The 24,303-nt window shown below is 66.1% G+C and carries 23 protein-coding genes and 1 tRNA gene; 9 read left to right on the top strand and 15 right to left on the bottom strand.

Going from position 1 to position 24,303, the window contains the following annotated elements:
- Positions 1-46 precede the first annotated feature (46 nt).
- The 13 genes from DOM56_RS06925 to ccmA all read right to left on the bottom strand — a co-directional run bounded on the left by DOM56_RS06925 (position 47) and on the right by ccmA (position 14,743).
- The gene (locus DOM56_RS06925; RefSeq protein ID WP_110708117.1) at positions 47-316 is read right to left on the bottom strand and encodes a YheU family protein; all 270 of its coding nucleotides are present in this window, start codon (positions 314-316) and stop codon (positions 47-49) included.
- Complete coding sequence (gene ligA, locus DOM56_RS06920; protein WP_110708116.1) at positions 313-2,349, bottom strand: NAD-dependent DNA ligase LigA; 2,037 nt, start codon at positions 2,347-2,349, stop codon at positions 313-315. The genes DOM56_RS06925 and ligA overlap by 4 nt, the downstream gene beginning before the upstream one ends.
- 157 nt (positions 2,350-2,506) lie before the next feature.
- Positions 2,507-3,763, bottom strand: coding sequence for a cell division protein ZipA (zipA, locus tag DOM56_RS06915; RefSeq protein WP_110708115.1), 1,257 nt, complete (start codon positions 3,761-3,763; stop codon positions 2,507-2,509).
- 209 nt (positions 3,764-3,972) lie between these two features.
- Positions 3,973-7,476, bottom strand: coding sequence for a chromosome segregation protein SMC (smc, locus tag DOM56_RS06910; protein WP_110708114.1), 3,504 nt, complete (start codon positions 7,474-7,476; stop codon positions 3,973-3,975).
- A gap of 77 nt (positions 7,477-7,553) precedes the next feature.
- Entirely contained in the window at positions 7,554-8,837 is a 1,284-nt protein-coding gene (gene ccmI, locus DOM56_RS06905) for a c-type cytochrome biogenesis protein CcmI (RefSeq protein WP_110708113.1), read from the bottom strand.
- Complete coding sequence (locus tag DOM56_RS06900) at positions 8,834-9,355, bottom strand: cytochrome c-type biogenesis protein (protein WP_232822212.1); 522 nt, start codon at positions 9,353-9,355, stop codon at positions 8,834-8,836. The genes ccmI and DOM56_RS06900 overlap by 4 nt, the downstream gene beginning before the upstream one ends.
- The gene (locus DOM56_RS06895) at positions 9,352-9,882 is read right to left on the bottom strand and encodes a DsbE family thiol:disulfide interchange protein (protein ID WP_110708111.1); all 531 of its coding nucleotides are present in this window, start codon (positions 9,880-9,882) and stop codon (positions 9,352-9,354) included. Before DOM56_RS06895 ends, DOM56_RS06900 begins: the two co-directional genes overlap by 4 nt.
- The gene (locus DOM56_RS06890) at positions 9,879-11,888 is read right to left on the bottom strand and encodes a heme lyase CcmF/NrfE family subunit (protein WP_110708110.1); all 2,010 of its coding nucleotides are present in this window, start codon (positions 11,886-11,888) and stop codon (positions 9,879-9,881) included. Before DOM56_RS06890 ends, DOM56_RS06895 begins: the two co-directional genes overlap by 4 nt.
- Before the next feature lie 33 nt (positions 11,889-11,921).
- A complete protein-coding gene (gene ccmE / locus DOM56_RS06885) occupies positions 11,922-12,377 on the bottom strand; it encodes a cytochrome c maturation protein CcmE (protein WP_110708109.1) in 456 nt (151 codons plus the stop codon).
- Positions 12,374-12,553, bottom strand: coding sequence for a heme exporter protein CcmD (ccmD, locus tag DOM56_RS06880; RefSeq protein ID WP_110598876.1), 180 nt, complete (start codon positions 12,551-12,553; stop codon positions 12,374-12,376). The genes ccmE and ccmD overlap by 4 nt, the downstream gene beginning before the upstream one ends.
- A gap of 57 nt (positions 12,554-12,610) precedes the next feature.
- On the bottom strand, positions 12,611-13,342 hold the full coding sequence (locus DOM56_RS06875; protein ID WP_110708108.1) for a heme ABC transporter permease: 732 nt from the start codon (positions 13,340-13,342) through the stop codon (positions 12,611-12,613).
- 52 nt (positions 13,343-13,394) lie between these two features.
- Positions 13,395-14,117, bottom strand: coding sequence for a heme exporter protein CcmB (ccmB, locus tag DOM56_RS06870; RefSeq protein ID WP_110708107.1), 723 nt, complete (start codon positions 14,115-14,117; stop codon positions 13,395-13,397).
- Positions 14,114-14,743, bottom strand: coding sequence for a cytochrome c biogenesis heme-transporting ATPase CcmA (gene ccmA / locus DOM56_RS06865; protein ID WP_110708624.1), 630 nt, complete (start codon positions 14,741-14,743; stop codon positions 14,114-14,116). The genes ccmB and ccmA overlap by 4 nt, the downstream gene beginning before the upstream one ends.
- A 193-nt stretch (positions 14,744-14,936) precedes the next feature.
- Between ccmA and DOM56_RS06860 the strand changes: the two genes are divergently transcribed.
- Positions 14,937-15,410: a LexA family transcriptional regulator gene (locus tag DOM56_RS06860; RefSeq protein ID WP_110598881.1), complete on the top strand. Its 474-nt coding sequence runs from the start codon at positions 14,937-14,939 to the stop codon at positions 15,408-15,410.
- Complete coding sequence (locus DOM56_RS06855) at positions 15,410-16,021, top strand: YigZ family protein (protein ID WP_110708106.1); 612 nt, start codon at positions 15,410-15,412, stop codon at positions 16,019-16,021. The genes DOM56_RS06860 and DOM56_RS06855 overlap by 1 nt, the downstream gene beginning before the upstream one ends.
- A 39-nt stretch (positions 16,022-16,060) precedes the next feature.
- Here DOM56_RS06855 and DOM56_RS06850 read toward each other — a convergent pair whose 3' ends face one another.
- Positions 16,061-16,747, bottom strand: coding sequence for an FCD domain-containing protein (locus tag DOM56_RS06850; protein WP_110708105.1), 687 nt, complete (start codon positions 16,745-16,747; stop codon positions 16,061-16,063).
- Between the two features lie 199 nt (positions 16,748-16,946).
- Between DOM56_RS06850 and DOM56_RS06845 the strand changes: the two genes are divergently transcribed.
- The 7 genes from DOM56_RS06845 to DOM56_RS06815 all read left to right on the top strand — a co-directional run bounded on the left by DOM56_RS06845 (position 16,947) and on the right by DOM56_RS06815 (position 24,123).
- A complete protein-coding gene (locus tag DOM56_RS06845; protein ID WP_110708104.1) occupies positions 16,947-18,578 on the top strand; it encodes a gamma-glutamyltransferase family protein in 1,632 nt (543 codons plus the stop codon).
- A gap of 3 nt (positions 18,579-18,581) precedes the next feature.
- Positions 18,582-19,163, top strand: a complete 582-nt coding sequence (locus DOM56_RS06840) for a chromate transporter (RefSeq protein WP_110708103.1) — start codon at positions 18,582-18,584, stop codon at positions 19,161-19,163.
- A complete protein-coding gene (locus tag DOM56_RS06835; protein ID WP_110598891.1) occupies positions 19,160-19,690 on the top strand; it encodes a chromate transporter in 531 nt (176 codons plus the stop codon). Before DOM56_RS06840 ends, DOM56_RS06835 begins: the two co-directional genes overlap by 4 nt.
- Positions 19,691-19,810: 120 nt before the next feature.
- Positions 19,811-20,824 (top strand): tripartite tricarboxylate transporter substrate binding protein, encoded by a 1,014-nt coding sequence (locus DOM56_RS06830; protein WP_110708102.1) that lies wholly within the window; start codon positions 19,811-19,813, stop codon positions 20,822-20,824.
- Entirely contained in the window at positions 20,821-21,354 is a 534-nt protein-coding gene (locus tag DOM56_RS06825) for a tripartite tricarboxylate transporter TctB family protein (protein ID WP_110708101.1), read from the top strand. Before DOM56_RS06830 ends, DOM56_RS06825 begins: the two co-directional genes overlap by 4 nt.
- A gap of 82 nt (positions 21,355-21,436) precedes the next feature.
- The gene (locus tag DOM56_RS06820) at positions 21,437-22,942 is read left to right on the top strand and encodes a tripartite tricarboxylate transporter permease (RefSeq protein WP_232822211.1); all 1,506 of its coding nucleotides are present in this window, start codon (positions 21,437-21,439) and stop codon (positions 22,940-22,942) included.
- 170 nt (positions 22,943-23,112) lie between these two features.
- On the top strand, positions 23,113-24,123 hold the full coding sequence (locus DOM56_RS06815) for a tRNA-dihydrouridine synthase family protein (RefSeq protein ID WP_110708622.1): 1,011 nt from the start codon (positions 23,113-23,115) through the stop codon (positions 24,121-24,123).
- A 73-nt stretch (positions 24,124-24,196) separates the two neighbouring features.
- On the opposite strand, the gene DOM56_RS06810 is transcribed toward DOM56_RS06815, so the two are convergent.
- Positions 24,197-24,273, bottom strand: a tRNA-Arg gene (locus tag DOM56_RS06810).
- Between the last annotated feature and the right edge of the window lie 30 nt (positions 24,274-24,303).

Genomic DNA, 24,303 nt, shown 5'->3' with positions numbered 1-24,303 from the left:
ACGGGGGCGCCGTTTCGCTGAGTGCCAACCACCTGTCGATGAACGCTTAGCCCTCTTCCTCGTCGTCGGCGAGGTCACGACCGAAACTGCGCCACTGAGCCAGGGTCATCACCTCGGTGCTCTCGGTCTGCAGGTCGTGGACGATCAGTAGCTCGCCTCGCTCCAGCTGTCGCTTGAGGTCACGCACCCAGTCGTGCATGTCCGTCGCCACTTCGGTGGTGTCGTAGCCCTGCCGGGTGACGAACGTCTCCAGCAGTGCGTCCAGCGTCTCCGCCGGCAGCATGCGATGGGGGATCTCGATAAAGCGTCCGCTCATGCGCCTGCCTCCCACGCTTCCAGCCGCCCGATGAACGTCGCCTCGTCGATCACCTCGACCTCCAGTTCCTCGGCCTTGGTCAGCTTGCTGCCGGCGCCGGGCCCGGCGACCACGGTCGCGGTCTTCTTGGAGACGCTGCCGGCGACCTTGGCGCCCAGCGCCTGCAGGCGCTCCTTGCCTTCGTCCCGAGTCATGCTCTCTAGACTACCGGTCAGCACCCAGGTCTGTCCCACCAGCGGCTGCGGACGCTCGGCCACCTCGACCTCATCCCAACTGACGCCGACCGCCCGCAGATCGTCCAGCGTCTCCTGGTTATGGGGCTGCTGGAAAAAGGTGTGGATGTGATGGGCCACCACCGGCCCGACATCGTCGACCGCCTTCAAGGCTTCCAGCGAAGCGTCGCGCAACGCCTGCAGCGAGCCGAAGTGACGCGCCAGGCTTGCCGCGGTCGCCTCGCCCACTTCGCGAATCCCGATCGCGTAGACGAACCTGGCCAGGGTCGTACGCTTGGCAGCATCGAGCGAGGCGATCAGATTGTTGGCGGACTTCTCCGCCAACCGGGGCAACTCCGACAGCCGCTCGGCCTGCAGTCGGAACAGATCGGCCGGCGTCTTGACCCAGTCCCGCTCGACCAGCAGGTCGATCAGCTTCTCGCCCAGGCCATCGATATCCAGCGCGCGGCGGCTAGCGAAGTGCTTGAGTGCCTCCTTGCGCTGCGCCGGGCAGAACAGCCCACCGGAACAGCGCGCGGCAACCTCGCCCTCGAGCCGTTCGATCTGCGAGCCACAGACCGGACACGCGGCGGGCATCTCGATGGCACGGGTCGTAGTCGGACGCTGCGATTCGACGACCCCGACGATCTGCGGGATCACGTCGCCGGCACGGCGCACGATCACCGTATCGCCGATACGCACGCCGAGACGTTCGATCTCGTCCATGTTGTGCAGGGTGGCGTTGGAGACGGTGACGCCGGCGACCTGCACTGGCTCAAGCTTGGCGACCGGCGTCAGCGTACCGACCCGGCCGACCTGGAAGGCCACGTCGTTGAGCGTCGTGGTCTGCTCCTGCGCGGGGTACTTGAACGCAATGGCCCAGCGTGGCGCGCGGGAGACGAATCCCAGCTCGCGCTGCGCGCGCAGGTCATCGACCTTTAGCACGGCACCGTCGATGTCGTAATCGAGCCCTTCGCGACGCTCGCCCAGCGACTCGCAGAATTCGACGACGCCGCTGGCGCCTTCCACCACGTCCAGCAGCGGGCTGGTTCGAAAGCCCAGTGCCCGCAGGCGCTTCAGGTAGTCGGAATGGGACTGGGCGTCATCGTCGCCCTCCAGTCGCGCTACCTGGTAGGCGCAGAACTCCAGCGGGCGCTGGGCCGCGATCGATGAGTCCAGTTGGCGGAGGCTACCGGCGGCCGCGTTGCGCGGATTGGCGAAGACCTTGTCGCCCCTTTCGCGCGCCCGCTCGTTCATCGCCTCGAAGCCGGAGTGACGCATGTAGACCTCGCCACGCACTTCGATCAGCGACGGCACCGACTTGCCGCGTAGCTTTAGCGGTATGGAGTGAATCGTGCGCAGATTGAGGGTGACATCCTCGCCGGTACGGCCGTCGCCACGCGTCGCGCCCTGAACCAGTTGGCCGTCCTCGTAGACCAGCGACACGGCCAGACCGTCGAGCTTGGGTTCGCAGCAGAACGCCAGCGATTCGGGATCCTGCTCGAGCTTGTCGGCCGCGCGCTTGACGAAGGCTCTCAGCTCACCCTGATTGAAGGCGTTGTCGAGCGACAGCATCGGCACCGCGTGGGTGATTTCCCGGAAGTGATCGGCAGGCGCCGCACCGACGCGCTGGGTCGGGGAATCCGGCGTGACCAAGCCGGGATGATCGGCTTCCAGCGACTGCAGCTCGCGCAGCAGCTTGTCGTATTCGGCGTCGGTGATCTGCGGCGAATCCTCGACGTAGTAATGGTAGTTGGCGTCATCCAACTGCTGGCGCAGGGCACTGGCCCGCTCGCGGACCGCTGGGGGAATCTGGCTCATGGCGCTCGGTTCGATCGCTGCTCAAAAAAGTGACACGCATTGTAGCGGAAGCCCGCCGCGGCTGCCGCAGTGGCGCCCATCAGCGAACGCCGGAAACGACGACGGGGCCCGAAGGCCCCGTCGTCGATACCGCTACCGCGTTAGGTATCAGGCTGCGTCAGTTGGCCTGATAGCGATGCAGTCGATGGCGCCGCTCGAACTCCTGCACTCGCTGGCGCGCGAACTCGATCGTCTGCGCGGTCATCACGCTGTGGTTCTCGTCCTTCAGCTCGCCGCCCAGGTTGCGTACCAGCACCATCGCCGTCTCCAGCATCGCCTCGAAGGCCGCGGCCGTATCGTTGGCACCCGGGAGCGGCATCAGGAAGGTCACGCCCGGCGTCACGATCTCCTGCATGCTATCCAGGTCGAACACCCCCGGCTTGACGACGTTGACCATCGAGAACTGAAGTTCGCTATCGTCGGCTTCGGTTTCGTAGCGATGGAAGATACCCATTTCGCTGAAGCGCAGACCGCAGGCCAGCATCAGGTTGAGCAGATCGGCACCGTCGAAGCCCGCTTCCGTTCTCGCCAGCACGCTGATGACGATGATCTCCTCGGAGTGCGCCAGAGTTTCCCTGGCCCGCGCCGCGCTCACATGGTGGCGCTTGGCACGTTCGACGGCGGGATGTTGAGTCACCACGTCGTTGCGTGGCGCCTCTTCGACCTCTTCCATCGGCACCGAGGCAAGTTCGTCCTCTCCACGCACGGCAGCGGTCCGCGAACGATCCTGCTGCTGCTGGGGCGCCTCGGGTTCCTCGGCCATCCGAGCAACGCCAAACTGACCATCGCCGGGCGGCACCAGCGCCGTGATCTGCAGGCGGTCGGGCGTCTCGGCACCGGCGACTTCATCCCCCCCCAGGCGAGGCTCTTCATGCCGCGCCGATGTTCTCGCGCGGCTCTCCTCGGTCTCGCGCCGAGCATCCTCACGCTTGTGACTCAGGCGCTGGGCGGATTCGCTGACGCGCTTGGCACCCGCGCGAACGGCGCTCTTCACATTGTTCGTGACGTTGTGCTGCATGTCGGCGAACGACGACCGCGCACCTCGGTCGAGAATGCTGCTCTGCAGCTTCTCTTCCGGGATCCGCTCCTGTCGCTTGGGCTCGGTGGGTCTGACCGGTTCCGAACCGTCGCCGCTGCGCTCGAACGTCGCCGGACGCAGGACACGTGCCCCTCCATTGGGCAATTCCCAGTTGACCTCGGCCTCGCGGGCCGCCTGTTCCGGATCCGCCTCGGATCCGTCGTCGACTCCATTATCTCCCATCGCCTGATCTAGGCGTGGAACTCGACGTTGGCGCTGCAGGCGACGGAAGCCATCGATCACGATGGTCGCCACCAAAACCAGCCCCAGGATGATCAGCCACTCTCTTAGTTCCATGGGTCGTCTTGCCTGTTCGCGGTGCCACTATGCTGGAAGAGGACAACATGCATTCGGCATGTCGGCACTAGCATAGCGTGATTTGTCAAAAATGGGCTACTTTTTTTCTTTGTCAAGCAAAGTTTTGCCCATCAGCAATCACCCTTCAATTCCCTTCGATGTCGAACATCCTATTACGCCGTTAGCCGGTTTGGCTATTTTTGCCAACTTCAGGACGCCTCCGCCATCGACGCCGCTTCATCCACACCCACGGATACCAGACGCGAGACGCCCGGCTCCTGCATCGTGACTCCCATCAACCGTTCGGCGGCTTCCATCGCGATTTTGTTATGGGTGATGAAGATGAACTGCACGCTCTCGGACATTTCCTTGACCAGTTTCGCGTAACGCCCCACGTTCGCATCGTCGAGGGGAGCGTCTACCTCGTCGAGCATGCAAAAAGGGGCCGGATTGAGCTGGAAGATGGCGAATACCAAAGACAGCGCCGTCAGCGCTTTTTCTCCCCCGGACAGCAAATGAATGGTGCTGTTTTTCTTGCCCGGCGGCCGTGCCATGATCGCCACCCCCGTCTCCAGCAAATCCTCCCCCGTGAGGGTCAACCACGCGGCCCCGCCACCGAAGACTCTGGGAAAAAGTGCCATCAGGCCACGATTCACTTCCTCGAAAGTCTGCTTGAATCGGGTCCTGGTCTCCTGATCGATGCGCTTGATCGCGCGCTCCAGTGTCTCGATCGCCTCGCTCAGTTCGGCGTGCTGGGCCTCGAGATAGTCGCGCCGCTCGCTCTGCTGCTCGTACTCCTCGATCGCCGCCAGGTTGATCGCTCCGAGGCGGCGGATGCGCTCGCCGGTCTCCTCCAGGCGGGTCTGCCAGGCCGATTCCGTGGCATTGAGATCGAGGTTCTCCTGCAGCGTCTGCTCATCCTGCTGCTGCTCCGCCAGCGTCTCCCGTTGGGCATCGGCCTTGAGCGTCAAGGCCTGAACCTGCATTCGCGCTTCCTGCAGCCGCTGGCGGAGCCCTTCGAGATTACGCTCGTGCTGCTGACGCTCGATCTCGGCCTGGCGTAGCGTCTCGCCGATCTGGTTGGCCCGCTCCCGGCAGCGGTCGAGCGTGGACTCCTGCTGGGACCGCGTCTCGAGCAACCGCTCCAGGCGTTCACGCTGATCCTCGCCGGGTTCGTGGAGCGTCTCTCGCTGCTCACGAAGCCACTCGCAGCGTTCGTCGAGACGGGAGAGCTGGTCGCGGCTGCGCTCGACCTGCTGCTGAAGCTCGCCGCGCTGCGCCTCGAGACGCTGGCGTTCGAGCGCCAGTTGCTGCTGGGTCTGATGTGTCTGCCGCTGCTGCTGACGCAACTCCCCCAGACGCGCCTGGCTCTGCTCCCGCGCCGTCTGCAGCACTTCACGCTCGGCGCCGTTGGCTTCGACCCGGTCAAGCGCCTGCTGCCAACGCTCCCGTGCGGCTTCGAGCTCCAGCCGCTGGGTCGCGTGGCGCTCCTGGCTCTGCGCCTGCTCCGCTTCGAACTCCCGCAGCCGGGAAGCGACATGCTCGAGCCGGCTATCCAACGCTGCCAGCCGGGTCGACTGCGTCTGACGCTGGTCGGCCAGCTCCCGCTCCTCATGGTGCAGCGATTCCAGCGCCGCCTCGCAGCCATCGATCTCGGCCTGCCACCGGGCGATCTGCGAATCGCGCTCGACCAGGGTGGCGTCGAGCGCGGCGAGCTCCTCGACCAGTACGTCGCGGCGTTGCCGCTGCAGCAGCACGCTATCCGCGTTGGCGTCGTCGCGACCGAGTCGTCGGGCCCAGCCATGCCCCAGCCACAGACCGTCACGGGTGATCACGCTCCGACCCGGGCCAAGATCGGCCGCCATCCGCCACGCGGCTGTCGTGTCGTCGGCGCAGTGAATCGTCGCCAGCAGTGTCGCCAGCGCCCCGGCCCCCTTGACCCGGGCACCCAGCGATTCGTCGGGCGCACTCGCCGTGGCCTGGAGCGACACCACCGGCAGCTCCCCGCTCGCCAGTGACGCCAGCGGCTCACGGGCGGATTCCGGCTCGGCCAGGCGCGCCTTCAGCCAGGGCCCGAGTACCCAGGCGACGGTGCGCTCCCAGCCGGCCGTTACCTCCAGACTCTCGGCGACTCGTGGCGCCCTCCCCAGCGGGTGATCGGCAAGGTGTTCGGCCAGGCTGGCGTCGCCATCGTTGAGTGCCGCCTCGATCAGCGCCTCGAGCGACGCCACCTCGCCCTGGCAGCGGTGCTGGCGCTCGCGCTCTTTGTCCCTGGCCGCCTGTGCCTCGGCCTGGCCTGCGCGGGCACGCTCCCGAGAGCCCTGGCGCTCCTCGCGGCGAATCTCCAACGTCTGCTGCCCCTCGTCCAGCACGGCCAGCGCTTCCTGCAGCGAGGCTTTCTCATTGTCGAGGTCGTCGACGTCCGGCAGTTCCGATCGCTGCTGCCGGCGGCGCTCCAACTCGCGGGTCAGCTCCTCGAGATGACGCTCAAGACGCTGGATACTCTCCTGCTCGCGCTCGGCCCGGTGGCGGGCATCACGATCCTGCTCGCTGAACGCCTCCCACTGCTGCTGGCACGCCTGCGCCGAGTTCTCGGCCTCCTCGAGCTGCATCTCCAGCGTCAGCAGCGCCTCGTCGGCCATCTCGATCTCGGGGAGCAGCGTCTCGAGCCGGATGTCCCACTCGCCACGGCGCTCCTCGTCCTGGGCGATCAGCTGGGCCAGGGCGTCCCGCTCCCGCTGCGCACTCTCCAGGTCACCGGAGAGCTGCTGCTGCCGCTGCCGGGCGTGCTCGAGCGACTGCTCCAACCGGGCAATGTCTGCGCCGGTCTGGTAGAACGCAGCCTGGTGAGATTCCAGCTCGGCGGCCACGGCGTCGTGGGTTTCCCGGCCCTCCGCCAGCCGCGTCTCGCACTGGCGCTGGCCGAGAATCTCGCGCTCGACCTGGATCTCGCAGTCGCGAACGCGGGTTTCTTCCTCGCGCTGCTGGCTGCGCAGGGCACGTTCGCGCAGCACCGCCAGCTCGCCGCGCAGGCGATGCTCCTCGGCTTTCAGTGTGCGATAGCGCTTGGCGGCCTCCGCCTGGCGCTTGAGCCGCTCGAGCTGCTTGTCGAGCTCCTCGCGAATGTCGTCGAGCCGCTCGAGATTCTCCTGGGTCCGCCGCAGGCGGTTTTCGGTCTCCCGTCGACGCTCCTTGTACTTCGAGATCCCCGCCGCTTCCTCCAGCGTATTGCGCAGCTCTTCCGGGCGGGCTTCGACGAGCCGGGAGATCATGCCCTGGCCGATGATCGCGTAGGAGCGCGGCCCGAGGCCGGTGCCGAGGAAGATATCGGCAATATCGCGCCGACGGCATTTCTGGCCATTGAGGAAATAGCTGGATTGCGCCTCGCGGGTCACCAGACGCTTGACCGCGATCTCGTTGTATCCGGCGTAGGCGCCGCCGAGTTCGCCATCGCGATTGTCGAAGACCAGTTCGATGGAGGCCTGACCGATGGGAGAGCGACCGGTGGAGCCATTGAAGATGACATCGGTCATCGATTCGCCGCGCAGGGTCTTGGCGGAGGACTCCCCCATCACCCAGCGCACTGCATCGATGACGTTGGACTTGCCGCAGCCGTTGGGTCCGACGATGGCGGTCATGTTGCTGTCGAACGGCACCGTGACCGGATCGACGAACGACTTGAAGCCGGCCAGCTTGATGGACTTGAGGCGCATGCGGGAAAGAAAGCTCCGAAAACCGAGTGGGTGGCGGATCGCCGACGAAGGCAACCCGCCACGGGTTTCGGCAGAGCCTAAGGCACTGCGTGATCGATATCCAGCGCCAACGTCGCCGAACCGGCCACCTCGACGCCGTCGAGCCGGCCATACAGATCACCGGATTGCGGGGTTGCCTGGCCGGTCGCCGAGACGCGCGCCACCAGATCGACGCGTGCGGCCTGGGAGAGGCGTGCGTCGGCGGTCATCGCCTGGGCGTCGCTCAGCGTCAACGTCCGTGGCAAGGCGCCCAGCGTCGTCTGTGCGATCGCCAGCGGCGGCCGGTTGCCATCGACGTCTCGCGCCACCAGGAAGACCGGGGTATCGGCCGGTAGCCGCCCCTGCAACGATGGCGACAACGTCAGGTCGACCTGCAGCGAGGGTTGCCCCGCTGCGGCAGCAGCCGACGTCGGCCCCGCTGCCGACGTTTCGTCCGGTGTCGCACCCAGCGTCTCGGCAGGCGTTTCCCGGGTCGCGGCCAGGCGCTGCTGGGCAACGGCGATCACCTTGCGCAACGCCTGACCCGACTCGGCATCCTGATAGCCGGCCATGGCGCGGCGCCAGTAGTCGATCGCCTGCGGGTAGCGGGCGTGATCGAAGGCATCGATGCCGAGCATGCCGAGCACCGTCGGCTGGCGCGGATCGAGCTTCAGCGTCTCGTCGACCAGCGCCTGGACCTCACCGGTCAGCGTGCGGTGAGCGGCGAAGAACTTCATCTGCGCCAGCTGGGCGAGCAGCGCCGGCTGGCGTCCCTGCAGCGCGATCAGTCGTTCGAGCGTCATGATCGCCTTGTCGAACTGCCCGCTGTCGCGATAGCGCGGAAACAGCTCGGCCCACGCCTTGGGGTTGTCGTCCTGGCGCCGAGCCTCGGCTTCCAGGGCGGCAAGACGCGTCTCCGGCGGCGCATGGGTCAGCGACTGGATGACCTGATAGAGCGCCAGATCGCGACGATCGCCGGTCTGATCGTAGAACAGCAGCGTGCCGGCGATCACCACGACGGCCACGACCGGCAGCAGCCAACGGCCGGCCTGGACGCGTCGCAGCGGCCGTCGACCGGTGCTGCCGGCATCCTCTAGAAGCCGCCGGTCGAGTTCCAGGCGGTCCTCGGCGAAGCGCCCCCGGTCGATCTCGCCCTCCGCCAGCGCCGCTTCCAGCGCGGCCAACCGTTGGCGATAGATCGCCAGGTTCTCGGCATTGTTACGATCGTCGGCCTCGAACGTCATCAGCGCGTCACGCAAACCGGCGGCGCGACGGAGCGGCAGCCACAGCAGCCACAGGCTCAGCAACAGCAGCGCGACGATACCTGTCCATAATGGAATCATGGGGCTTCCCCGTCATTGCGGCGGCCGTGCGAGCCGGTGTCGTGACGCGAGATCAGCGACTCGAGCCGTCGTCTCTCGTGTTCATCGAGTCCGGCGCTGCCCGATTCGCGGCCCTCCAGCCGACGCCGGCGCAAGACAAAGCCGGCCACCACGCCGGCGCCGATCGCCACCAGGCCGAAGGGCAAGCCCCACAGAAGCCAGGTGCGCGCATCCAGCCGCGGATCGTAGAGAGCGTAATCGCCGAAGCGACTGACCATGGCGTTCTCGATCTGCCGATCGCTCTGGCCATCGCGCAGCAGCGCGGCGACACGCGCGCGCATGTCCGCAGCGATCGGCGAGTTCGAGGCGCCGATCGATTCGTTCTGGCACTTGGGGCAGCGCAGCCGGGTGGTCAGATCCTCGTAGCGCTGCATCAAGGCGGGGTCGTCGAAATCCTGCACTTCGATGGCCGCGAGAGCCGTAGTACCCGCCAGGATGACGATCGGCAGCAGGCAGATCAGCAGGAGTCGACGAGTCATGGCTGCCATTTTTTCACCTCGGGGAGGATCACGTTCTCGACATCCTGAGGCGTGATATAGCCGGTATGGTGGTAACGGATGACGCCATCGGCATCGACCAGAAAACTCTCCGGCGCGCCGTAGACGCCAAGATCGAAACCGAGCGTGCCTTCCGGGTCGAACAGCGAGACCTCGAACGGGTCGCCGAACTCGTCCAGGAACTGCAATCCGTTCTCGCGCGTGTCCTTGTAGTCGACACCGACCAAACGCACGCCGCGATCGGCCAGTTCCAGCAACTGCGGCATCTCCTGCTTGCAGGTCGGGCACCACTCTCCCCAGACATTGACCAGGGTCACCTGCCCTTCGAGCAGGGAACGGTCCAGCGTGCGAGCGGGATCATCCAGCGTGGCCAGGTTGAACGCCGGGAACTCTCTGGCCAGCAGCGCCGAATCCCGCGCCGAGGGATCCTTGGCCAAGCCGCGATAGAGGAATACCACCAGCACGGCGAACAGCAGCAACGGTATCAACAGCAGCAGGCGACGTTTCATGAGATCCCCGCCCTCGCCCCGGTGCCGGGCGGGATCGATTCGTGCGTGCGCAAGGCCGCGGAGCGCCTCGGCATCCGGCGATAGCGACGATCGATGACGGCAAGAATACCGCCCGCCGCCATCATCAGGGCCCCCAGCCACAGCCAGCGCACGAACGGTTTGAGCTGAATCCGCAGCGACCAGTCGCCATTGTCGAGCCTCTCCCCCAGCGCCACGTAGAGGTCGCTGAACAGCCCCGGACGCAGCGCGACATCGGTCATAGGCATGCCGCTGGCGACATAGAAGCGCTTCTCGGGCTGCATCGTGAAACTCGCGCGTCCGGGCCGGGTCACCTCGATGGTGGCGGTATCCGCGGTGTAGTTGGGGCCGCGTCGCTCCCGAAAGTCGGTCATCGCGAACTGATATCCGCCCACCTCGACGCTCTGCCCCGGCGCCAGCCGCACGTTCCGCTCGACGTTGTAGTGCGACACCATCGCCACGCCGACGATGGTCACCGCCAGCCCCAGATGTCCCAGCACCATGCCCCAGTAGGCCAGCGTCAGCTTCTTCAGACCGCCCAGCCGACCGCGGCGGGTTTTATCAAAGATATCCCGCGCCAACGACAGCGCCAGCCACAGCGCCAGCAGCAAGCCCAGCGTGACCCCGAGACTGAAGCTTCCTCCGTAGAGAAGCGGCAAAACTGCAGCGACCACCACCGCGACGATGGCCGCTCCCCCCAGGCGCCGGGCGAGCTCCCGGCCCGGCATGCGCTTCCAGCGTGCCAGCGGCCCGAGCCCCATGAACAGGCAGAGCAGCGCCGTCAGCGGCACGAACAGCGCGTTGAAATAGGGCGGCCCCACGCTGATCTTGCCCAGGCCCAGCGCATCCAGCAGCAGCGGATAGATCGTGCCGAGCAGCACGGTGACGGTCATCACCACCAGCAGAATATTGTTGATCAGCAGCAGCGAGTCCCGCGACAGCCAGCCAAAGCCCGCAAGGGATTGAACCCGGGGAGCACGCAGCGCGAAGATCGCCAGCGACAGGCCCACGGTGACGCCGAGAAGCGCCAGGATGAACGTCCCGCGAGAGGGGTCGTTGGCGAAGGCGTGGACCGAGGTCAACACCCCCGAGCGCACCAGGAAGGTGCCCAGCAGCGACAGCGAGAAGGTGAAGATCGCCAGCAGCACCGTCCAGTTCTTGAAGGTGCCGCGCTTTTCCGTCACCGCCAGCGAATGGATCAAGGCGGTGCCGGCCAGCCACGGCAACAGCGAGGCGTTCTCGACAGGGTCCCAGAACCACCAGCCGCCCCAGCCCAGCTCGTAGTAGGCCCACCAGCTGCCCAGCGCGATCCCCACGGTGAGAAACGCCCAGGCGACGTTGGTCCAGGGCCGCGCCCAGCGCGTCCAGGCAGCGTCGAGCCTGCCACCGAGCAGCGCCGCCATGGCGAAGGCGAACACCACCGAAAAACCGACATACCCCATGTAGAGCATCGGCGGGTGCACGATCAGACCGAAATCCTGCAACAGCGGATTGAGATCGGCGCCGTCCGCCGGCACGTTGGGCAGCAGACGCTCGAACGGGTTGGACGTCAGCAGAATGAACAGCAGAAAGCCGCTGCTGATCCAGCCCATCACCCCGAGCACGCGAGCCAGCATGTCGCGCGGCAGACGCTGGGAGAAGAGGCTGACAGCGAAGCTCCAGCCGCTCAGGATCAGCACCCATAGCAGTACGGATCCCTCGTGGCTGCCCCACACCGCACTCAGCTTGTAGTACCACGGCAGCAGCGAGTTGGAGTTGTTGGCGACGTAGGCGACGCTGAAATCATCCAGCGCGAAGCTCGCGGTCAGGCTGAGATACGCCAGGACCAGAAAGAGGAACTGGCCCCAGGCCATGGGCTGGGCGAATGCCATCCACAGCGGGCGCCGGGTGGCGGCGCCCCATAGCGGCACGATCGCCTGCAGCACGGCCATGGCGAGCGCCAGAATCAGCGCGAAGTGTCCTAGTTCGGGCAGAATTCGAATCAACATGGTGTCACTCGCAACGTTTGACGAGGCAGCGTCTCAAGAGGACGGTACGCTGCCGTCCGGCAAATTGCCGGTGGCCTTCAGCGCCTCGGCGACCTCGGGCGGCATGTAAGTCTCATCGTGCTTGGCCAGCACCTGCTGGGCGATGAATTCGCCAGCGTCGTCAAGCTGGCCGATCACTACCACGCCCTGCCCCTCCCGGAAGAGGTCGGGCAGGATGTCGTCGTAGCGGACTTCGACGTCCTTGGCGAAATCGGTGACCCGGAACGTGACCTCCAGCGAGTCGCTTTCGCGCTCGACGCTGTCTTTCTCGACCACGCCGCCGAGGCGCATGGTGCGGCCGTGGGGCGCTTCGCCGGCGGCAATCTGTGATGGCGTGAAGAACAGGTTGATGTTGGCGCGCAGCGCGTAGAGGGTAAGCCCTACCGCGATGGCGACCAGCGCCACCAGCCCGACCACGATGATCAACCGGCGTTGACGTTTGGCTCTCATGAGGGGCGTGCCTCGCGGCGCTGGCGTCGCTTCAGCGTCTGCATGAGCTGGCGCCGCTCGAGCCTGGCCCACAGGATGAACCCCACGACGATCAGCGCCGCCAGGCCCCAGGCAGGCCAGACGTATTTGGCATAACCGCCCATGGTCAGGAAGGCGGCGAATGAATCGAAAGCCATGTCACGTTCCGTTGATTGATGCCGGCAGGGTCGGCGTCGCCCTGTCGATCCGAGTTGTCAGTCGGCCAGCACCTGTACCCAGCGAGCCCGCGATTCGCGGCGGATCAGCTCGTTGCGCAGCCGGTACAGTGTCAGGGCGATGAACAAGGCGTAGAACCCCAGTACCATCACCAGTAGCGGCATCCACATGCTGGCCGGCATCGCGGGCCGCTCGGTCAGGCTGAACGTGGCCGGCTGGTGCAGCGTGTTCCACCACACCACCGAGTATTTGATGATCGGGATGTTGACCACCCCCACCAGCGTCAGCACCGCCACCGCCTTGGCACCTTGGTCGCCGCGGCCAAAGGCGCCGCGCAGCGCGATCACGCCGATGTAGAGAAACAGCTGGATCAGCATCGAGGTCAGCCGCGCATCCCAGGTCCACCAGGTGCCCCAGGTCGGCACGCCCCACAGCGAACCGCTGAACAAGCCAAGGACGGTCATCGCCGCGCCGAACGGTGCCATCACGCTGGCGGCCATGTCGGCGACCTTGATCTTCCAGATCAGGAACACCGCGGAAGCCAGGGCCATGGCGACGAACACGCTCTGGGCCAGGATCGCCGAGGGCACGTGCACATAGATAATGCGGTAGCTGTCACCCATCTGGTAATCGGGGGGCGATATCGCCAGCGACCAGACCGTGCCGATCGGCAGCAGGATCAGCGCGGCGACCCAGAAGAAGGGCTGCAGCCTGCCGCAGATCGCATAGCTCCACTTCGGGGAGCCCAGTTTGTGCACGAACGTCCACATGCGCTATATCACCATGTCCTTGCCGAGCCTCGTCCCACTGCAGCCGATCTCGCTAGCCGTTCACACTGATTCGCAGGCTGCCGGCTATCGCGAATGGCGCCGCGGCCAAGGCCAGCGCCAGCAGCGCCCCCAACAATGCCAGCGCCGGCCCTGCCATCCCGCCCTCGATGGCCGCCTTCACCGCGCCGGCACCAAAGATCAGCACCGGGATGTAGAGCGGTAGCACCAGCAAGGAGAGCAGCACGCCACCGCGCGGCAAGCCGACGGTCAAGGCGGCGCCGATCGCGCCGATCAGGCTGAGCGTCGCCGTTCCCAGCGCGAGCGACAGCATCAGCGCCAGATAGCCCGCCCCCGGCAGCGCCAGCAGCACGCCGAGCAGTGGCGCGCAGAGTGCCAGCGGCAGCCCGGTCAACAGCCAGTGAACGACGACCTTGGCCAGACAGAGCACAGGCAGTGGCAGCGGTGAAAGCTGCATCTGCTCGAGACTGCCATCCTCGTAATCGCCACGGAACAGGCCGTCCAGCGACAGCAGCATGGCGAGCAACGCCGCCACCCACAGCAATCCGGGGGCGACGCTGGCCAGCAGGTCCGGCTCGGGCGATATCCCCAGCGGGAACAGCACCACCACCAGCGCCAGAAACATCAGCGGGTTGACCAGATCGCCGCCGCGCCGCCGCGCAATCTTCAGCTCGCGCCGAACCTGGGCAACGCAACCGCCCCACAGGCCGATTTCCTCGCCGCGCCCGGTCGTCGAACCGCCCGAATTCGCGCTCATGCGGGCTCTCCCAACAGCAGCGAGTCTACACGACCGTTAGCGTGAAAAGTATGGTGTGTGGTCATGACGACCGCGCCTCCCGCATCACCGTGCGCGACCAGCCGCTGCTCCAGCCAGGCGACGCCCTCGCGATCGATGGCAGTGAAGGGTTCGTCGAGGATCCACAGCGGACGGGGAATCAGTTCGAGCCGCGCCAGGGCGATGCGCCGCTGCTGACCGGCTGAGAGCTGTCGTGCCGGGATATCCTCGAAGCCCGCCAGCCCCACGGCCTCGAGAGCCCGTTCGAGATCGGAATCGGGCGCCCTGACGCCAGCCATGGCAGCAGCCCAGGCGAGGTTCTCCTGGGCGGTGAGCGCGGCCGATACGCCCGGGGCGTGGCCGACATAGAGAAGCTGCGACAGAAAGGCGTCGCGGGATCTGGCCAGCAGCTCGCCATGCCACTCGATGCGCCCTTCGGTCGGCGGCAACTGCCCGGTCAGCAGCTTGAGCAGCGTCGTCTTGCCGCTGCCATTGGCCCCCTCGATACGCAGGATATCGCCGTCCTCGACCCGCAGGTCGAGCGCTCGAAACAGCCAGCGGTCATCCCGCTCGCAGGCGAGCCGACTGGCCCGCAGTGACACCTTCACCGCCATGCGACCTCGCGATCCGGACAGGTTTCGCCGACGGCGCCGGCCACGGCAGGCGCCACTCTACACCGAAGGCCCAAGAGCTCGCCACACTCGGCCAGGAACGTCGCTACCTGGTGACGTCCCGGGTCGTTATCGGCTTGCCGCCGCCGCTTGCCTTGCTATGATGGCGGTACCACCTCGGGAGAAGACGATGACAAACGCCGCACCGAGCTATCTCCAGCGCCAGCCGAACCTGCCGCTGATCGACGGCAACTGGGAACCCATCGACGCGACCGATCTGGTCGAGATACCGCTGCTGGGCCAGGTCGCGGCCGGGCTGCCGATGGAAGCCTGCCTCGACAACGCCACCGTTCACGTTCCGGCCAAACTGGTCCGTCGCAACACCTATGCGCTGCGCGTACGTGGCGACTCGATGATCGACAGCAACATCTTCGATGGCGATGTCATCATCATCGAGCGTTACGAGTCGGCGGAAAACGGCGAGACCGCCGTGGTGCTGATCAACAATCAGGAAGTGACCCTGAAGAAGCTGTTCATCGAGAAGTCCGGGGTCCGTCTGCAGCCGGCCAACGACAACATGCCGCCGATCTACCTCAAGAACGAGGACGTGCAGGTGCTGGGGCTGGTCATGGGCGTGATGCGCAATCCCCCTCAGGCGGCCTGATGCGCTACCCCATTCCCGACCTTTCCCCCGGGGAGTGGCACGTCGAAGCCCTCGAGATCGAAAAGAGCCGGTTCATCTGCCGGCTCTGCCACACCCCGGACAACGCCACCTTCGAGGCCCTGCTGGCCGAGACCCGCCTCGCCTATCCGGATGCCAGCCACCACTGTTCCGCCTTCATCGCCGGCGCGCCCGGCGAACAGGTCGCGATCGGCTTCTCCGACGACGGCGAGCCGGGCGGTACAGCCGGACGCCCCATGTTCCAGGCGCTGGAGGGCAGCGGGCTGGGCCAGGTCGGCGCAGTGGTGACGCGCTACTTCGGCGGCACCAAGCTGGGCACAGGCGGCCTGGTTCGCGCCTATACCCAGGCCGTGCTCAAGGCACTCGACACGCTGCCCAGGCACGCTTTCACCGAACGCCGCGCGGTCGCGATCCAGGTCGATTTCAGCAACGAGGCGGAAGCCCGCCGCTGGCTGGCCGAGCACGACATCCCCGTCACCGATGCCGACTACGATAGCCAGGGAGCGCGCCTCAGCCTGGCGTGGCCGGCCGACGACACTCTCTCGCTGACGCGACTGGAGCAGCGCCTCAAGGGCGCGCTCGTGCGCCTCTGATCCCGGCGCGCAAGGCCCTGGCCCGATGATCCCCGACCGCTAGTCACCCTCTCCCGGGCTGTTTCGATCCTCCCGGCAAGCCCCTCGTGCCACCTCGTGGGAAAGCCGGATATGTTCCTCGAGCAGTGCCCGAGCCGCGGGAACATCGCGAGCCATGGCCAGCTCCACCAGTTGGCCGTGCTGGAGGTTGAGCGTCTCCCGGATCGTATCGTTGGCCGGCGCCATCCGACGATAGCGGTCGAACTGGTCGTGCAACTGCTCGATGAAGCGCAGCAGCCACGCCGAACCGCAGGGTTCGAGCAGGTGGCGATGGAACTGGAGATGCATCTGCTCCCAGTGTTCCAGCTGCCCCGGCGTCTCGTCGGCTCGCTTGAGACGGTGGAACGCCGCCAGCAGGCCGGCTTCCCATTCGTCGCCGCCCGCCTGGAGCGCCTGAGCCAGCGCAAGCCCCTCCAGACGTCGCCGCAGATCGGCGATGTCGTCGAGTTCGGCACGCTTGAGCGCGGGAACCCGAAAGCCACGCTGATTCTCCTGCTCCAGCAGTCCATAGGCGGCCAGACGATTCAACGTCTCACGTAGCGGGCTCAGACCAACGCCGTAGCGCTGCCTGAGCACGGTGATCGCCAGCTTCTGCCCCGCGGTAAAACGACCGTCGATCAGATCGCGCTTCAGCGCTGCATACAGTTGGCTCGCCGTCATGTTGGTGGTGGCGGCTTCAGCTCCCATAAAGACGACCCTTCCGATTCAGTGGCAAAGATTCACTATCGCACCGACCCCGGGCGTCTCGCCAATCAGGGGCTTGACCTGCACGATAATACGACGCCATAGTAAAAAATCGATTTTTCACATCATAACCGATTAGCATCCGTTAACCGAAAGGCCTTCGGCAACCAACGGACCGCCTTACAATAATTCGGGTATCGCCATGTCTCTTGCCTTCGACCATAACAATCCCTTCCCCTCTCGCCGCAGCGCCACCTATGCCAAGGGCGGCATGGTGGCCGCCTCTCAGCCGCAGGCGAGTCAGGCTGGGCGGGACATCCTCGCCCAGGGCGGCAATGCGATAGACGCCGCCATCGCGACGGCAGCCATGTTGACCGTGGTCGAGCCCAGCGGCAACGGCATCGGCGGCGACGCCTTTGCCCTGGTGTGGCTGGCCGAGGGCCGCGACGGTGGCGGCAAGCTCCATGGCCTCAATGCCAGTGGGCACGCGCCGAAGCGATTGACGCCCGACGCGGTCAAGGCAGCGGGCCATGACGAGATGCCCCTGCACGGCTGGACCCCGGTCACCGTCCCCGGCACCCCCGCCGCCTGGGCCGAACTCTCGCGCCAATACGGCAAACTGGATTTCGCCACCCTGCTGGCGCCGGCCATCCGCAGCGCCCGGGAGGGCTTTCCCGTCTCCCCGGTCATCAGCCAACTCTGGCAGCGTGCCGAGATCGAGTTTCGCGCCAAGGCGGACGATCCCGCCATCGCCTCCTGGCTGGAGGCATTCACACCCAATGGGCACGCCCCCCGTCCGGGCGAACTCCATCGTAACGAGGCCCAGGCGAAAACCCTGGAAGCGCTGGCGGAGAGTCGCTGCGAGAGCTTCTACCGCGGCGAGCTGGCGCAGCAGATCGATGCCTTCTCCCGGGCTACCGGTGGCTATCTACGCGCCGACGATCTGGCCGACTATGCGCCGGAGTGGGTCGACCCGATCTCGGTCAACTACCGTGGCATCGACGTCTGGGAGATTCCCCCCAACGGCCAGGGCATGGTCGCGCTGATGGCGCTGCGGATGATGGAAGGGTTCGACGTCACGGTGCGCGACGACCCACGGCTGCTGCACCGCCAACTGGAAGCGATGAAGCTGGCCTATACCGACGGCCATCACCACATCACCCAGGCCGAGCACATGCGCACCAGCGTCGACGCGCTGTTGAGCGACGAGTATGCCGCCACCCGCCGCGCCCTGATTGGCGAGCGCGCGATCGATCCCCAGCCCGGGCAGCCACAAGCTGGCGGCACCGTTTACCTGGCTACCGCCGACAGCGACGGCAACATGGTCTCCTATATCCAGAGCAACTATCACGGTTTCGGTTCCGGCGTGGTGGTGCCGGATACTGGCATCTCGCTCCAGAATCGCGGCCACGGCTTCAGCCTGGACGCCGATCACGTCAACGTGCTGGCTCCCGGCAAACGCACCTTCCACACCATCATTCCCGGCTTCTTGACTCAAGGGGAGACCGCACTCGGCCCGTTTGGCGTCATGGGCGGCTTCATGCAGCCCCAGGGCCACATGCAGGTCGTGATGAACCTGGTCGACTTCGGTCTCAACCCGCAGGCGGCGCTGGATGCACCGCGCTGGCAGTGGATGGGCGGGCGCAGGATCGGTATCGAGCCCGGCTACCCGATGCATCTGGTCCGCGAGATGTCCCTGCGCGGCCACCAGATGACGGTGGCCGTGGACAGCACCGCCTACGGTCGTGGCCAGATCATCCTGCGCGACCCGAACAGCGGCGTGTACTGCGGCGGCACCGAGCCCCGCACCGACTCCAGCATCGCGGTGCTCTGATCGATGGCCAAGCGTTCCTTCACCACCCAGCGCCACCTGTTCATGGCCTTCTTGCGTATCGGGCTGCTCGGCTTCGGCGGCGGCCCGTCGATGATTCCCCTCGTCCGCGCCGAAGCGGTGACCCGCTATCGATGGATGAACGACGAGGAGTTCGGTGACGTGCTGGCCATCGGCAATACCCTGCCCGGCCCGATCGCGACCAAGATGGCCGGCACCATCGGCTATCGGGTCGGCGGTGTGCTGGGCTGCATCAACGCTGTCGTCGCCGTCATCGTGCCGTGCATCGTGGCGATGGTGGTGCTCCTGGGGCTGTTCACCCGCTATCGCGATCAGCGCTGGATCCAGGGCATGAGCGAGGGCGTCGTCCCGGTGGTGATGGTGATGATGGCCCAACTGACCTGGGACTTCTTCCAGAAATCCCGCGTCGTGCTCGGCTGGATCGCGACCCTGATCATGGGCGTGGTCGCCGGCGGCCTGATCTATGGACTCGGCATCCACCCGGGACTGGTGATCGGCGCGATCCTCATCGCCGCCCTGCTACGACCGGAGCGGCGGCACAAACGCAGCGGGGAGGCCAAGCCATGATCTACTGGGACCTGTTCGTGGCATTTTTCATCCCCAATATCGTCGGCTACGGCGGCGGCCCGGCGATCATCCCCCTGGTGGAGAACGAAGTGGTCGGCCGCTACGGCTGGATGAGTTCCCAGCAGTTCGCCGAGACGCTGGCGCTGGGCAACACCCTGCCCAGCCCGATCGCGACCAAGATGGCCGGCTACATCGGCTATGACGTGGCCGGGATCGGCGGCGGCCTGGTGGCGACCTTCGCCACCGTCGCCCCTTCGCTGATCCTGATGCTGGTCGCGCTGGGGACGCTGTATCGCTACCGGGATTCGATCAAGGTCAAGTCGATGAGCCAGTGGGTGAGACCGGTGATCATGGTACTGATGGGCTATCTCACCTGGTCGTTCCTCGACGAAGGTGTCCATGATGCCGGCTGGATCCACACGGGCATCATCGCCGCGATCGCCGTCGTCATGCTGTGGCGACTCAAGCTCCATCCGGTATGGGCCGTGGTCGTCGGACTGGTTTACGGCGGCCTGTTGCTCGGATAGACGAGCGCTGAACCGAAGCGCATCCACAAGGCAAGATCCTGAAGAGAGGCAGCGAAAGAGACAACGACTCAGCAAGAATCGATACGACGTCAAACCAACAGACCAAAACAAGGACAACCCATGTTCCACGACGTACTCCTCCCGGCCCCCCGCAAGCGTCTGGGGCGGCTGCTCGCCTCCGGGGCAGCCATCGCCTCCCTGGCCGTCGGGCTCGGCGCCGGCGGCCTGACCGTCAGCCAATCGGCCCAGGCTGACGACTACCCCGACCATGCCATCGAATTCATCGTCCCCTGGTCGCCGGGCGGCGGCAGCGATGCCCTGATGCGCATCATCTCCAACGCGGCGCCGGAATTTGTCGGCCAGCCGATGCCGGTGATCAACATGCCCGGCGTCAGTGGCACGATCGGACTCAAGGAGCTCGCCCAGAAAGACCCCGACGGTTACACCGTGGGCCAGATTCACGAGGGCTTGATGGCCGCCAACGCCACCGGCCTGACGACGCTCAACTGGGACGATTTCCAGCCGATCGCCTCGCTGGCCTCGTCGCCGCAATATCTCGTGGTCAATGCCGACAGCGACTGGAAGACCTTCGACGAGTTCGCCGAGTACGCCAAGGCGCACCCCGGCGAAATCCGCATCGGCGCCACCCTCGGTGGCATCCCCCACGTTCACGCGGCAATGATCGAGGACGCCATCGGCGCCCAATTCCGCTATGTCGGCTTCGAGGGGACCGGTGCCCGCATCCGGTCGCTGGTGGGTGGCCATATCGACGCATCGATCGGCGACATCTCGTCGAGCCTGGAGTTCGTCAAGAACGGCGACCTGCGATTCCTCGCCGTCGGTAGTAAAACGCGACTCGAACAGACTCCCGACGTTCCCACCTTCCGCGAGCTCGGCTACGACAATCTCGACATGAGCATCAATCGCGGCATCGTCGCACCCAAGGGAATCGACCCTGCCAGGGTCGAGACGCTGGCCAAAGACTTCGAGGCGATGTCCGAGGATCCCGCTTTCGTCGACCGGGTCAACAAGGCCGGTGCCGAGGTCGAGTTCATGGGACCGCAGGCGTACGCCGACTACCTCGCCGACGTCGACGGCACGATCAAGCGCCTTTCAGGCAAGTTGGCACGATGAGCGAGACCACCGACATGGCCTCCCGCCCCGGGCGGGAGGCCAGCAGCGAACGTGGCAAGGCGCTCGCCAACCTCATCTTCAATGCCGCACTGGCGGCACTTTTCGTCGGCCTGTTCGTGCAGGCCGGCGACCTGCCATCGTCGATGTGGGAACCGCTGGGTGCCGGGTCCTTTCCCCGGCTGATCCTCGGCGCCCTGGTGATCTTCAATCTGGCGATCGTGGTCCAGTCGGCGCTGGCACTGCGCCAGGCAGACCCGGCGACCCGCGTGGGAGTCGGCCGCTGGTTCGTCCAACGGCGACTGGCCTTCGCCACCCTGGCGGCCTTCTGTGTCTACGCGCTACTCATGCCATGGATCGGCTTCGCACTGGCGTCGCTGCTGTTCCTGTTGGCGGTCCAGGTCATCCTGGGCGCGCGTCGCGGGCGCCGACTACTGATCGCCTGTCTCGTCGCGGCGGTCTTCGGTCTCGGCCTCTATGCGTTGTTCAGCCATGTATTTCTGATCTCCTTGCCCTCGGGCCGCCTGTGGTAGCGGAAGGCGGTAACCCGAAGCTTCATCCCCGACAGACCGACAGCCCCATACCGACAACAACCAGGGGCCAAGAGGGTTCTTCATGCCGATGACCGATGCGCTGCTCAGCAGCGTCGAACAACTGTTTTCGCTGGCGACGCTTGCCAGCATGATGATTGGCGTCATGGCAGGTGTCGTGGCGGCCGCCATTCCTGGCTTCACGATCACCATGGCGATCGTGCTGACACTACCGGTCACCTTCACCATGCCGCCGCTGCAGGGCGTCGCCACGATGCTCGCCGTCTATGTCGGCGGCGGCTCGGGCGGGCTGATCAGCGCGGCGCTGCTGGGTATCCCCGGCACGCCCTCCGCCGTGGCGACGACGTTCGACGCCTACCCGATGGCGCGCAAGGGCGAGCCCGGCCGGGCGCTGGCGCTGGGGATCTGGGCGTCGTTCTTCGGCGCACTGGTCAGCGCCGTGGTGCTGATCGTCGCCGCGCCCCCGCTGGCGATGATCGCCGTCAAGCTCGGGCCATGGGAGTACTTCTCGCTGATCCTGTTCGCCGTGACGGTGGTGGCGAGCCTGGTCGGCAAGTCGATCCTCAAGGGGTTGATGATGAGCCTGCTGGGGCTGTTCATCGCCACGGTGGGACAGGACCCGATGATGGGCGTACCGCGTTTCACCTTCGGCGTCGACGTCTTGGCGGCCGGCATCCCGTTTCTGGTGGTGCTGATCGGGATTTTCGCCGTCAGCCAGCTCGCCAGTGAGGTCGAGAACCCGGCGGCGCTTCAGCGCGGGGAGTCGCTGGTCCGCGGCGACATGCACTTTCGACCGTTCACGGTGATGCGCGAGGTTCTGAGTCGACCGGGCAACCTGTTGCGGTCGTCGCTGTTGGGCGTGGTCATCGGCGCCGTGCCCGGAGCGGGCGGCAGCATCGCCAACCTGATCGCCTACGACCAGGCCAAACGCGCCTCGAGGACGCCGGAGCGTTTCGGTACCGGCATCGCCGACGGCGTGGTCGCCTCGGAGTCCGGCAATTCCGCCACCGCCGGCGGCGGGCTGATACCGATGATCGCGCTGGGCATCCCCGGCAGCGCCGTCGACGCCGTGCTGATGGCGGCGTTGATGGTGCAGGGCGTCAGCGTCGGCCCACGCCTGATCATGGACAGTGCGGACTTGGTCTATGGCATGTTCCTGGCGATGTTCCTGGCCGCCGGCATGGTACTGGCCTTCTGCCTGATCAGCATGCGCTGGTTCTTGCGGATCACCGAGATTCCCAAGTCGATCATCGTGCCGGTGGTCCTGGTCTGCTGTGCCGTTGGCGCCCTGGCGCTCAACAATCGCATCACCGACCTCTACCTGCTGGTCGGCGTTGGCCTGGTCGGTTATCTGCTGGCGAAGCTCGACTATCCGCTGGCACCGCTGGTGCTGGGGGTCATCCTGGGGCCGATTGCCGAGACCAATCTACGACGTGCGCTGATGGCCGACGAGAACTGGACACTGTTCTTCACCCGGCCGATCTCGGCGGCCCTGCTGCTGCTCGCCGTGCTGTCGGTGGCGTTCACCGTTCGACGTCTGCTCCAGCAACGGGCGATCGCCCGGACCTGAGCCCGCGCGCGGTCGGGTCGTCCCGCCCGCCGGGGGCCTCACCGGGGCATGGCATACCGTCACGATTGTGCTAGTTTAGCGCCCGCCAGATCCTTGGAGGCCGCATGGCACGACACCACTTTTCCGTACCCACCGACGCCTCCCCGCGCGGGCGCCTCGGCCTGGCGCCCATGGAGGGCGTCATCGACGGCGATACGCGAGCACTGCTGAGCGAGGATGGCGCCCTGGACTGGTGCGTCACCGAATTCGTGCGTGTCGTCGATGCCAGATTGCCGCCCCGCGTCTTCCTGCGCCACTGCCCCGAGCTGGCGACGGCGGGCAGCGCCGGGCCGGTCACCCCCTCCGCCACCCCCGTTACGCTGCAGTTGTTGGGCTCCGACCCCCGGGGCCTGGCGGCCAACGCCGAACAGGCGATCTCTCAGGGCGTCACGCGTCTCGACCTCAACTTCGGCTGCCCGGCCAAGACCGTCAACCGTCATGACGGCGGTGCCTCGCTGTTGAGGACGCCGGAGCGGGTCTACGCCGTGGTCGGTGCGGTGGCCGAGGTCAGCCAGCGGCATGGTGTCTCGGTCAACGCCAAGCTGCGGCTCGGCTTCGACGACAAGCAGTTGGCCCTGGCCTGTGCGCAAGCGGCCGAGGCCGGCGGCGCCGAGGAGCTGGTGGTTCACGCCCGTACCCGGCGTGAGGGCTATCGACCACCCGCCCACTGGGAGTGGATCGCCCGGATCCGCGCCGGGGTCAGGGTGCCGGTGGTGGCCAATGGCGATATCTGGTCGCTCGAGGATTACTGGAAGGCGCGCACGCTGTCAGGCTGCCGCGACGTCATGCTGGGGCGTGGCATGCTCGCCGACCCATGGCTGGCGCGGCGCATTCGCCATTGGCTGGAAACCGGCGGTGAACGGCTGTCACCGACGCCGTGGTCGGCCCGCAGCGACATGCTGATTCGCTATGCCGACGCCAAACGCGACGCGGGAATGGCCGAGAAGGTCATCGTTTCGCTGCTGAAACAGTGGCTCAACATCATGCGGGGGCGAGATTCCGAGGCCGCGGCGCGTTTCACCGCTCTGCGCCGGGAGACCGCACTGGCGCCCTTTGTGGCCGGATTGAGCGACCTTGGGTCGAGCTCGGACTCGACCAGCTCAGGAACGGCGGCGCATGCTTCTTCGACGCTGGCGGGCTAGCGCCACGAGCCCCTCAACGACAACCCTACAAACGAAAACACCCGCATGCCGAAGCATGCGGGTGTCATCTGTATGGCGCGCCCGGGAGGATTCGAACCTCCGACCCCCTGATTCGTAGTCAGGTACTCTATCCAGCTGAGCTACGGGCGCTTGAATCTTGTGAAGTGACACCGCAGGTAC

It is taken from the genome of Salinicola sp. CR57, from assembly GCF_003206585.1.
GTDB lineage: Bacteria > Pseudomonadota > Gammaproteobacteria > Pseudomonadales > Halomonadaceae > Salinicola > Salinicola lusitanus.
The sequence above is the reverse complement of the archived record's forward strand: the minus strand, read 5'-3'. Positions and strand labels throughout refer to the sequence as shown.